Genomic DNA, 11426 nt, shown 5'->3' on the forward strand with positions numbered 1-11426 from the left:
ATCATTTGCGCAACGGGTAAGTATCAGCAGCGCAACTCGCCTGTCAACCGAGCCCTCAGATACCTACGTTCAAGTTTGGCATTGAAGTTGCTTATATTATGAATCGCACAGGGAGCGCGAGGGCGGGCGATGAATCGCTGAAGATTCCGCCCGCCAATTAAATCCGGGAGGTGATGAGGATGAAAGCCCCAGCCCTGGGTTTGCTGATCCTATTGTTAGCCGTTTCGATCTCACAGGCGGACTGGTCGATCGGTTATGAATTCAGATATGACTATGACGATGTGTATTCGAACATGATCGGCCGCGAGCACCGGGACGGCGCGGAAGTAGATGACTGGATAGAACGCGGCAGTGCAACCATAACGGCAAGTCCCATCTTCCCCGATGGCGTCAGGCTTACGGGATGGTCGACCGATTTCGAGACGGAAGGGGAAGGAGATTTCGACTTCAGCCTCGCAAGCGCAATCTACTACTTCCACATCCCGCGTGGAACCCAATATATAAAGATCAAGGTCTACTATCGAGGTGAAGGAGGAAGGGTTGAATTCGACGGCACAGATGAGATCGCCGGAAGAGTCTGGATCAGAAACTACGAGCGGGAGAGGCTCAGGCGAAAATATGAGGAGGATGACACGCTATATGGCGATACCTTTCTCCTGAGAGCCAACAGACGATCCGAAACGATAAGGATACCGGCAGCCGAACATGTGAACGATGGCGTGATGGAGATGCATATAGTGGTGGATGATGGGATGATGCTGGACGTAGACTATATCGTCGTCGAATCCTATAGATGGCTGCCGGAGGTTAAGGTGATCAACAGATACTACAGGGTTTATGAGTGGAAACCGTGGTATTACTACACTTACATTTACTTCTACGATGGCCCTTGCTACTATCTGACCGACTACGGATACTACATCAGATGGATATATCCGGCGTATGACAGGTTCTACCTCAGCATCAGATTCAGATATGGAGATTACCTGCGCAGATACTACGCTATGTATCCTAGATATTACTGGTATCGTAGATGGAGCGAGATATATTACGACGATCCAAAAGCGCGGGTCAGAATTCACGCCGGAGGGGTCAGGGCTAGGATCAGACCATGGACGCCGGAGGACGAGAGGATAAGAAAGGAGTACATAATCGTCAGAAGATCCCCCGATAGGGAGAGAAACAGGATAGCTGAGGTGCGAAACAGGATAAGGGAGACGATAACGCGCTATAGAATCCGTGAAGGACAAAGCTCAGCAAGTCGCACGCGGATAAGAACCACACATCCCACCGATTCACGGTATCGGACCAGGACATCGATCAGGTGGTCCAGAACGACTCCCAGCACCACACATATAATCGTCCCCAGAACTGAAGTTAGAATAAGAAGCCGCTCTCAGGAGAGCAGATCCTCACCTCCTTCATCCGCCCGTACTCGAAGCTCATCGATCCGATCCCGCATATCAACACGGAGAAGCGAACCGCCCAGAAACTCTCGATCTCAGGCAAGCAGCAGCCGTAACAGGGAGGAAGAGGAAAAGAAAAAAGATGAGGACGAGGATAAAGATAAGGATAAAAAGGATGAGGGAAGCTCAAGGCGGGATAGGATCAGATCGAGAATAAGGAGGTGAAATATGACAAGGGGACGGGGAGAGGGGGAGACCAGGGGAATTCTCCCTCGCTCATAATTATCGTTAAGTGTAGCAGAGATCTGAGAGGTCAGAAAACGTTACAACGTTAAACGTTGAACGTGCAACGGATTCCCCTTCTCCTCGTTCCTCCTCATAGATAACCGTATACGTCTCTTTCCTCTCCTTGTCCCCTTGTCTCCTTGTCACCCTGTCTCCCCTGTTTCCTGCCTCCTGTCTCCTATCGGTGATAACCGCTACACTCAAAGGGAATTTGAACGCAATGATAATATGGGCGATTTTATCTCTTCAACCTTTCCCTCGCCACCTTCGCGTATCTGCTTTTGGGATCAAGTTTGAGGATCTCACGCCACATCTGATCCGCCTTTTCCACTTCGCCCACCGCTTCATATGCCAGAGCTAAATTATATCTGGTCAGAACTGAGGTTGGATCCAGTTTCAGCGCCTTAAGATAATAGCCTATTGCCGTTTGAGGATTGCCCATCAGATAGAAGGAGTATCCGTAGTTCATCACTATAAGCGGGTCGTTCGGCGCTATTCGGTAAGCTCGTTCTAGAAACCTATGGGCCTTCGGGAGCCTCTTCTCATCGTTGGCCAGAACCAGGAAGGCATAATCCTTGATGGCGTCAAGGTTATCCGGATCGATCGCCAATGCCTTTTCATAAAGCGGTATAGCGGCCTCAATCTTGCCCATCTCGGAATATCTGCCTGCCAGATATAACATCGCCTCGACATCCCTCGGATCGAACTTCAACGCCTTTTCGAATTCCTCCATGGCCTTTTTGACATCTCCCTCCCGGTCGTATACCTTTCCCAGAAGTCTGTGTGCTCCGGCGTGATTCGGGTCCAACTGGATGGCCTTTTGAAGATCGGAGATGATATCCTCCATGTCGAAGATCAGCGCCGATTGAGGGCCTACGCCGAAGTTCAACATGAACCTCGCTCGCCTGTAATACAGATCGGCGTTATCGGGATAGTAATCTATCATATCCGAGTAGATCCTAAAAGCCTTCATCTTATGCTGTCTTTCAAGCAGTTCGGCCAGCTTTAAGTTATACCTGAGATTGGAGTTGTCGATTTTGGCGGCGTTAGAGAGATGTTTGAGTGCCCTCTCGACGTTCCTTTTATACCCTTTATCATCCCCGAGCTTGTGTGCCGTCTCAGCTCGTTTTTCGTAAATCAACCCCAGTTCATATTCAAGCCCGGCGTTTTGGGGATCGAGGTTCAGGAGTTTCTCCGCCGTCTCGACGAACTTCTCCTCGTTACCCTCTTTGCGGTATGTCTTGAGGAGCTTTTGCAAGAGCTCCATTTGAACCCCGCCTAGCTCCTCAGCTCGTTTGTATTCCAGAACCGCCTTTTGAGGGTTTTCCTTCTCATAGATCCTTCCGAGCTCGATGTGCACCTCCTTGCGCAACGGGCTGATTCCGGGGATCTTACGTGATACCTCCTCCAGCTCCCTTCGAGCGGCGAGCACATCTCCCAGTTTAACTCTCAGCTTAGCGAGTATGAACCTTACTCCCTGATCATCAGGATTTTCCCTCAGGTATCGATCGAGCACGCGAGCTGCCCTCTCATAGTCCGCTCCTTTCAGCATCGATACGAACTCCCTGTTATTCGGATCGACCGCCAAGGCGCTTCTGATAGCGGCCACGGCGTATTTCTCCTTTCCCTTCTCCATGAAGATCGATGCCAGCTCATATCTGGCATCGGCATTTTTCGGATCATATCTCCTGCCCAGCTTATACATCTTGATCGCCTCGCCGGGCTTATCCTGCATGGCATAAATCTGCCCTAGCCTGTAATAGGCGTCGGCGAGCCTGTAATTCAGCTTGATTGATCTTTCAAGCTCTATCTGGGCGTTTTTCAGATCGGCCATGTTATAAAGAACGACTCCCCTCATGTAATGGGCGACCGGAGAATTAGGCCTTTTCCCCACAAGTTCATCGCAATACCGCAGTGCTGACTCGAAATCCCTTCTATCGATATATTTCCTTATGAGATCGAGATACACCTCTTCGATATCAGAAGGTATGATCTCCTGCCAGATCGAGATGGCCTTTTGATCATCTCCTAGGGCGGAGTAAACCTCGCCGAGGGCGAGTTTAATCCAGGGGGATTCCAAGCCTTGATTCGCCTTTTCAAGGAAATCCCGCGCTTTGCCAAGCCTGGATTTGTCGCCGCTCACCAGATAGGTTAAGCCGAGCGAATAGGCTACGACGGGGATTTCGGGATGTCTCTCATATGCTTTTTCGTATACTGCAAGCGGAACTTCGATCATGCCGTTCCTCTTGTATTTTAAGATAAGCTCTCTATGTAGCTTGAAGTTCCTCGGATCCCTGTTGACGATCTTTCTGTATTTGGATATCTCCCTTTCCATATCTCCTCCACCGATCGTGAAGGCAAGGGAGGTCACAAGTGTTAAAATCATGATCGCTGCGGCGATCGAGATGGACCTGCGCCCCATACTATCTCCTCCAGATGGATTGAGTTCGAAGTGATAAACGTCCCTTACCCCTCTCCAGGTTACCGTAGAGGAGGTGTGCAAAGATTTGCATACTGCGTCGTTATTCTCTAGTGAGAACATCACGGAGCTTAAAATGCTTGATGAGATATATCATAGCGGAGTTACATGTATAACTTTCAGTCCTGATGGCCGTTATCTTGCCTCAGGCGCCAGTGATGGGAGCGTGAGGCTGTGGCGTGTAAATCCGAGCTCTCATTTGGAATCGCTGGAGTGTGAGAGCAGGGTGAACGCCCTCAGCTTTCATCCGGATGGCAAGCATCTGGTTGCCGGGCTGAACAACGGTGAGGTGAAGATCTGGCATCTTAACCTTAGGTATCTCACACAGGTCAGTAGCACCTCTTTCGATTCCGGACTGGGAGGAATTGGCGCCGTTGCCTTCAGCCGGGATGGGGAACTGCTGGTCGCCGGAGGGGATAACGGCAGGGTGAAAGCATGGGCCTTCCCCCGATGTGCGCCGGTAAGCGATGTGAGACTGTCCAGCGGCATGGTCTTCTCGCTGGATTTCCACCCTTCAGATTTACTGGTGGCCATCGGGGTTATGAGGATAGCTATGAATATAGATCTCGCCTCGGCATGGTTGTGGGATTTGAGTTCAGAGAGGGCAAGGCCGATTCTAGGTCATATCTCCTCCGTTTTCACCGTCAGGTTCTCCCCGCGGGGTGAAATCCTGGCGACAGGCGGAGGAGATGGGGTTGTGAGCCTCTGGAAGGTGCCGAGGCTGAGCCAATACGCCTTCTGGCAGGAGAAAAGCGAAATAGGGGCGTTGGAGTTCCTTGATGATAGATCCCTGTTGTTTGGAACTTTGAGCGGATTGCTCAAGAACCTGAGGATAACGGATCAGATTGAAGTCGAAACGATGGGTAGATATGAGAAGGGGATCATAGCGATAAGAAGAAACCCGAACGGAAAACAGCTCGCCATCGCCTCCGGAGAGGGGTGGATCAGGATATGGGAAAGGGAAACCATAGAGATAAAAGCGGGATCTCCCGAAGCGGAAAGGGGGTATCGCGCCATCTAGCTTTGGCCAATCGGCGTTCGGCCGTCATCTCGACGGTCGAACGCCGACCGGAGCCTCGGATCTGCCCTTCAACTCGCTCAACTTCAGATAAGCCTTCTCAGCTATATCTCTGCCAGGAGCGAAATCGATACCCACGGCCTTTTGATATGAGCTCAGGGCGGATGATATTTGCCCTTTGCTCAGCTTTTCATCCCCATCTCTGAGATCTTTTAAAAGCTCCTCTATCTCACCTAGATATTTAGCGAGACGGCGGTAGTTGTTCAACGATATGGCCTTTGCCCTCTCCTTCTCCGCCCTGTATTGTCTCATCGCCTCAGCGTAGGTTTTGAGGGCCTCAAAATGGCGTCCCGACTGCGACAGTGAATCGGCCTTCTCCAGGGTTGACAAGATCTTCTGGCTGGGGGGGGACTCCTTGAAGAGTCTCTTCAGGAGCTTCTTCGCCCTCTCGATCATCTGAGCGCTCTTCCGATCTATCGCTTCGCGCAGGTTATCCTGGAACATCCTCGTTAACCTCTCGTAATCTTTTACGGCCTGCGAGATCTGATTTAACTTCTCCCGGCATATCGCCCTGCTGAGGGTCACTTCCGCCAACACGAACTCGTACTCCGGCAATCCCCTGAACTTCCCGTATCTGCTCTCATCGTATTCGCGCACGGCCTTCTCCAAATCTCCCTTCTGTTCATAGCATTTTCCTACCGCCTGCTGAGCATATAATCCGAAAAGGGAATCGCTTTTTTCGGCCAGATCTTTGAACTCCTTGAGCGCCCGATCGTATTCGCCGAGTTGGAAACTGCTTTTAGCGACGTAGAAGGCGGCCTTATCGGCATACGAGGAACCTTTATATTTCCGGATGATCACCTTGAACTTCCTCCTCGCCTCCTTATATTTATCCGCTGCCTCCTTCATTTTATCCTGATCCGCCCAATCGTCCTCCGCTTCTTGGAAGAGCTTCATCGCCTCGCCGAACTGAATTGACGCTTTTGTCTCAGCCTTCTGTCTCATATAGGCATAGGTGCCGGCAGCTATGAGGACCACCAGCACCGCCGCCACGGCTATCAGTATAAGCTGGAGGTTACGCTTGAGGAAGGCGTAAACCTCCGCCATGGTTTCGATAAACTTATCCTCCTTGAGATCACGCCTATCGATTCTTTCGGCTCTGGCCATATCACTCCCCTTTCATCTACCTGCATCCGGCGCAGCTAGTTCGGCTGCAGGAGCTGCATGAAGATGCGTTATACTGACCGGTTTTGATCTTTCCCCCTGAGGAGAAACCGAAAAGGGAGAGTTTCCTTTCGACCTCACCGCTTTCACATTCAGGACATCGGACCGATTTCGAGTTAAGTGAGGAAAGAAGCTCCTCAAAATCAAGTCCACAGTTCTTACAATGGAACTCGTATATCGGCATGGTATCACCCGTCCAATAAAAATAAAGCCCCTTTTCAACTAGGGGCGATAAAAGCGGGCAACGGGATTCGAACCCGCGACCCTCAGCTTGGGAAGCTGACGCTCTACCACTGAGCTATGCCCGCGTGAAATTCAATTGACATAAAAATTATACTAGACCCCCCAATAGGTGTCAAGTGAACATCTGAGGGCAGGGCTTTTCAATGATTGTATGATTTAGTATACCATCACAGAAGCCACCAGAAAACGAGGTGATTCAGGTGACAAACCAAGACCTGCTTCATGGGGGATTGTGATTGGACGCAAGACTCCAGACACAAGATTCCAGAGAGGTGAGGAATCATTGAAGCAGCCGCACCCTTTAGGGTGCGTTAAATCGCAGGCTAAAGCCTGCGGCTACGGGGATTGCGCTAAAGCGTTGAAAACCCCTAGATGCGGGGCATGGAAGATGAAAAATCTGATCCAATCATGGCAAAACTACCTTCTCACACAGGGGGATTGGGAAGTCAGGAGGTATGGCGGATACACACCCCCGGCTGCCGATATAACAGCATTCTTCAGGCCAAAGCTGAAAGGGAAGATAGGCAAGTTCTTCCATCACATAGCAAACAAAGCCATGAGGGGGATAGGAATTGGCCTTATTGTGATGGTGGTAGAGGTTGAAGGGAGGAGGATACCTCTCATCAGAGAGATACTGCCTGCAGAAGGTGATATGAGCCAGGCTCAGCTGAAGGAGAAGCTTCTCACTTTGGTCTCATCCTCAGAACTTTGTTGTGTTTGGACACCTTGCTGTTACCTCCTTGAAGTTGCCACGCCGAGCATGTGCTGTGGTTGTTATTCGCCGGTGGATAATCGCCACAGCAGCAGGGAACAAGGGCCTGGGTCTTGCTGCAACTTCTCCGGGTTGTATACATCGGACATCACGTACATCACGCCGGGCACTGTTACCGAACCCTGGCACGGATTGGGTGTCATCACATAACTGCTTGCCTGGTAGCCAAGTTCCAGCGGGTCCATCCCTGCAACCGGTTCAGCAACCACTTTCTCGCCCCCCAGGATGTCCCCCTCCCAGGCCTGAAGCTTGCCCATTGAGGGATTGTTTATGAACACCGAGCGCGTGGGGGAGATGTACTGCCACTTGCCGGCGTTGCTGTACCCCCTGGCAGTCGGCACCTCGTTTACCAGCCTCAGCTTGCGGGTTGTAAGATCATATACCAGGAAATCATGGCGCCACGGGCCATCCTTGGGGGACATGTTGTGGTAGATGAGGAGGTGTTGCCAGTCCCCCGGCCGCACCGGGCGCATATCATATGACAGATAACGCCCATCCACTGCATCAGCCGGTAGTTCCTCTTCATGCAATATATTGCCCTGCCAGTCCAAGTGTATCAGCCGGCTTGTCGCGTGTTCGTGCACATCCCACACGTTGCCTACCACCACTACCCCGGCCTCGGTCGCGGCAACCAGGGGATAGAAGAAGGCGAACGGCTCATGGTACTTGATCGGTTTGTCGAAGCGAAAGTCTAGCCCCTGCCGGTGTCCGTAGAAGATAAGCGGCGTATTGAACGGAACGCTGCCGTCTTCCGATATCGCCAGGATGACGAGAGCTGCCCGCTGTCCATCGGCTGTCACCGCTGCATTCATGCGCAGGTGAAACTGGTTGTACGGCGGCACTTGGGGGATTAACTCGGTCCGCTCGACCCACTCAGTCACGTCCTCGGGCCGGGCGCTGCGATAGTACCGCAGCGTCCCGTACCCATAGCGCGGATTGTCTGTGTGGTGGTTGATGCCCAAAATAACATGCAAGTACCCGTCGGGCGTGCGCATCAACAGCGGCTCGTTTCCCCCGTACGCCCCCGGTTCCTTAATGGAGAACGCATGTACTGCCGGTACACCGTCCGTACCCGGCAGGGGAAATTGTCCTACCAGTTGAGTAAGAAATCTCTTTTCGCCGTTATCGGCTGTTTCCCACTCGTTGAGGGTGGCAGCCCAGAAAACATGCCGCTGGCCTTGCAGTACGTAGCTGAACGTATGCCCGCCCCACTGGGATGCCACGTTGGAGTGCAGTACAACTGGCCCTCCGACGCACCTTACCTGCGCGCTTACCCCTTCAAGCAAGGCGAATAAGAGGAACGCCATGAAAAGGCAGGTTTGAATTTTCATATCGATTCACCCCCTCTTTATGTGCTGTCAGATATTTTTTCATCGGCGCAATTATACAACAAAAGTTGGTTCTTCGCCATAAATTGTGATAAAAGGTCAAGCTTGAAAAGCAACTGGGAACCGCCTATACTCTCTTTAGGTTGCAAAACCACGAGAGGAGGCGAGTTCCCAGATGCGAAACAATTGTATCACAATTTCGCTTGATTTGCGACAGGCCTATGGGTATCGTGACTTTGAGCATTTCCGACTCCGAATCCTGACCCTGGCAGCGTAAGCCATCTCAGTGCACACTTGAGACTCGGCCTAGGTCATATCTCCCCTATGATGCGGATCTTGGCCGGCATCAGACACAAGACCCTAGACTCAAGATTCTCACAACCAACTTCTAACCTCTGGGTCTTGATTCGTCATACCAATCTGGAGTCTTGTGTTCAGAGTCTTGTATCTGATCGCAATCCCCCATGAAGCGGGTCTTGGTTTGTCACCTGAATCACCTCGCTTCCTGATTGAAAAGCCCTACTACAAATCCTTGACGGTGTGAGGAAGGCTGTGTTAAGATTAGTGGCGGAAAAATTTCGTCTCGGCGGTGTCAACATGTCCGAACTCAGATGGCATCCGATTCTCGAGGAATGGGTGATCGTCTCAACTCATAGGCAGAAACGCACCTTTATGCCGCGTAGGGAGGAATGTCCCCTTTGCCCAGGAGGGGTGGAGATACCTGATGATTTCGACATCGTGGTCTTTGAAAACCGGTTTCCCTCCCTCATGCGCAACCCGCCGGAGCCGGACCTCGAGGGCGATGATCTCTATAAGGTCGCCCCGGCAAAGGGAATCTGCGAAGTTGTGGTTTATACCCCTAAACATGAGGGAACCCTGACGGATCAACCCCCGCAGAAGATATACAACCTTGTCAGGGTATGGAAGGATAGATATGAGGAGCTCGGCTCGCTCGATTTCATCAAATATGTCTTCATATTCGAAAATAAAGGGGAGGTGATCGGGGTCACACTCCACCATCCACACGGCCAGATCTATGCCTTCCCCTATATCCCGCCTAAGATCGAGCGAGAGCTGAGCTCCAGCCTGAAGTTCTACGAAAAACACGGGAGATGCATCTTCTGTGAGATCCTGGAGCGTGAGATGGAAGAGGGGAGGAGGATCGTCTTTGAAAACGACCTGTTCGTGGCCCTCATCCCCTTCTTTGCCAGATACCCATACGAGGTCTACATCATGCCCAAGGAGCATCTTCGCTCTCTAGCCCAGTTCGACGACGCCCATCAGATGTCGCTCGCCCGGATACTGAAGGTAATCCTTATGAAATTCGACAACCTCTTCGGCTTCTCCCTCCCCTACATAATGGTGATGCATCAGGAGCCCACGACGGGGGAAATCTATGACCATTACCATTTCCACATAGAGTTCTATCCGCCGCATCGGACAAGGGATAAGCTCAAATATCTGGCGGGATGTGAGTCGGGCGCGGGCAGCTTCATAAACGACACGGCCGCTGAGGAAAAGGCCGCTGAGCTGAGGGAGAAACCGCCTCATTCGGAGGAGGAGCTGGAATGATCGATAGGACCGGTCTGATCGAAAAGTTCAAGGAGACCTTCGGATTCGATCCCGAATTGATCTCGCGAGCCCCGGGCAGGGTAAATCTCATCGGAGAGCACACGGACTACAACGATGGGTTTGTGCTCCCCGTCGCACTTGAGATGAGCATCTATATCGCCGCTTCGGGCAGGGATGACCGTAAGGTTGTGCTCAGATCGCTCGACTTCGATCAAACCGTCGAGTTTAGCCTAGATCGGATCGAGCGGGATGAGGAGCATCCGTGGAGCAACTATCCCAGAGGGGTGGCATATGTGCTTCAGGAGGAGGGATACAGGCTGAGGGGGATGAACGGGGTCATCAGCGGCGATGTCCCTCAAGGGGCCGGCTTGAGCTCTTCGGCTGCCTTCGAACTCTCATCGGCCATGGCCTTCCTGGCGGTCTCCTCCGACCTTCAGATCCCCATACCGGTTTTGGCGAAATTATGCCAGAGGGCTGAAAACCAGTTCGTCGGCGTCAACTGTGGGATCATGGATCAGTTCATATCGGCCGCCGGGCGGAGTGGACATGCCCTCTTCTTGGACTGCCGATCCCTGGAGTATGAGCTCATACCTCTCAACTTAAACGGATATAGGATCGCCATCTGTAACACGATGGTCAAAAGGGAACTGGCTGGATCGGAGTACAACGTCCGCCGCTCCGAATGCGAGGAGGGGGTCAGGATAATGCAAAGGCGATATCCGCATATCAAAGCCCTGAGGGACCTCACCTCGGAGATGTTCGAGAGATATGCCGACGATCTTCCCCCCCTCATAAGGAGGAGATGTGGCTATGTTATCAGGGAAAACGAAAGGGTTCTCTCGAGCGTCGAGGCGCTTAAGGCCGGAGACCTACACAGGTTCGGCGAGCTGATGAACCTCTCGCATGAGGGGCTCAGGGAGGAATACGAGGTGAGCTGTTTCGAACTGGACACGATGGTCGATCTGGCGAGAAGCGTCGATGGGGTGCTGGGGGCAAGGATGACGGGCGCCGGATTCGGCGGCTGTACGGTCAATCTGGTCTCCGAAGGCTCAGTGAAGAGCTTCATATCCAGGGTCAGGGAAGGATATAGGGAGAAAAC

The 11426-nt window shown here is 52.1% G+C and carries 8 protein-coding genes and 1 tRNA gene; 4 read left to right on the forward strand and 5 right to left on the reverse strand.

The genetic code is table 11. The features are described from left to right. Positions 1-179 precede the first annotated feature (179 nt). Positions 180-1631 carry a hypothetical protein gene (locus J7M22_14985; GenBank protein ID MCD6507911.1) on the forward strand — a complete coding sequence of 484 codons (1452 nt, stop codon included), beginning with the start codon at positions 180-182 and terminating at the stop codon, positions 1629-1631. Between the two features lie 298 nt (positions 1632-1929). Here J7M22_14985 and J7M22_14990 read toward each other — a convergent pair whose 3' ends face one another. Next, positions 1930-4113, reverse strand: a complete 2184-nt coding sequence (locus tag J7M22_14990) for a tetratricopeptide repeat protein (protein MCD6507912.1) — start codon at positions 4111-4113, stop codon at positions 1930-1932. Between the two features lie 133 nt (positions 4114-4246). Here J7M22_14990 and J7M22_14995 point away from each other — a divergent pair, with 133 nt between their 5' ends. Continuing rightward, positions 4247-5191, forward strand: coding sequence for a PD40 domain-containing protein (locus J7M22_14995; GenBank protein MCD6507913.1), 945 nt, complete (start codon positions 4247-4249; stop codon positions 5189-5191). Positions 5192-5215: 24 nt separating this feature from the next. On the opposite strand, the gene J7M22_15000 is transcribed toward J7M22_14995, so the two are convergent. The 4 genes from J7M22_15000 to J7M22_15015 all read right to left on the reverse strand — a co-directional run bounded on the left by J7M22_15000 (position 5216) and on the right by J7M22_15015 (position 8758). Beyond that, positions 5216-6355 (reverse strand): tetratricopeptide repeat protein, encoded by a 1140-nt coding sequence (locus tag J7M22_15000; GenBank protein MCD6507914.1) that lies wholly within the window; start codon positions 6353-6355, stop codon positions 5216-5218. 16 nt (positions 6356-6371) lie between these two features. Then, positions 6372-6596 carry a zinc ribbon domain-containing protein gene (locus tag J7M22_15005; GenBank protein ID MCD6507915.1) on the reverse strand — a complete coding sequence of 75 codons (225 nt, stop codon included), beginning with the start codon at positions 6594-6596 and terminating at the stop codon, positions 6372-6374. Positions 6597-6648: 52 nt separating this feature from the next. Further along, positions 6649-6720: transfer RNA gene (locus J7M22_15010), tRNA-Gly, on the reverse strand. A gap of 709 nt (positions 6721-7429) precedes the next feature. Further along, the gene (locus tag J7M22_15015) at positions 7430-8758 is read right to left on the reverse strand and encodes a hypothetical protein (protein MCD6507916.1); all 1329 of its coding nucleotides are present in this window, start codon (positions 8756-8758) and stop codon (positions 7430-7432) included. A 594-nt stretch (positions 8759-9352) separates the two neighbouring features. Between J7M22_15015 and galT the strand changes: the two genes are divergently transcribed. Beyond that, on the forward strand, positions 9353-10327 hold the full coding sequence (gene galT / locus J7M22_15020) for a galactose-1-phosphate uridylyltransferase (GenBank protein MCD6507917.1): 975 nt from the start codon (positions 9353-9355) through the stop codon (positions 10325-10327). Then, positions 10327-11426, forward strand: a 1100-nt coding sequence (locus tag J7M22_15025) for a galactokinase (protein MCD6507918.1), incomplete at its 3' end; no start/stop codon positions are given. The genes galT and J7M22_15025, both read left to right, overlap by 1 nt.

Source organism: Candidatus Poribacteria bacterium (assembly GCA_021162805.1).
Lineage (GTDB): Bacteria > Poribacteria > WGA-4E > B28-G17 > B28-G17 > JAGGXZ01.

Bases quoted from the DNA above. Each gene is read 5' to 3' on its own strand.
- J7M22_14985 (MCD6507911.1), top strand. From the start codon at position 180: ATGAAAGCCCCAGCCCTGGGTTTGCTGATCCTATTGTTAGCCGTTTCG.
- J7M22_14990 (MCD6507912.1), bottom strand. From the start codon at position 4,113: ATGGGGCGCAGGTCCATCTCGATCGCCGCAGCGATCATGATTTTAACA.
- J7M22_14995 (MCD6507913.1), top strand. From the start codon at position 4,247: ATGCTTGATGAGATATATCATAGCGGAGTTACATGTATAACTTTCAGT.
- J7M22_15000 (MCD6507914.1), bottom strand. From the start codon at position 6,355: ATGGCCAGAGCCGAAAGAATCGATAGGCGTGATCTCAAGGAGGATAAG.
- J7M22_15005 (MCD6507915.1), bottom strand. From the start codon at position 6,596: ATGCCGATATACGAGTTCCATTGTAAGAACTGTGGACTTGATTTTGAG.
- J7M22_15015 (MCD6507916.1), bottom strand. From the start codon at position 8,758: ATGAAAATTCAAACCTGCCTTTTCATGGCGTTCCTCTTATTCGCCTTG.
- galT (MCD6507917.1), top strand. From the start codon at position 9,353: ATGTCCGAACTCAGATGGCATCCGATTCTCGAGGAATGGGTGATCGTC.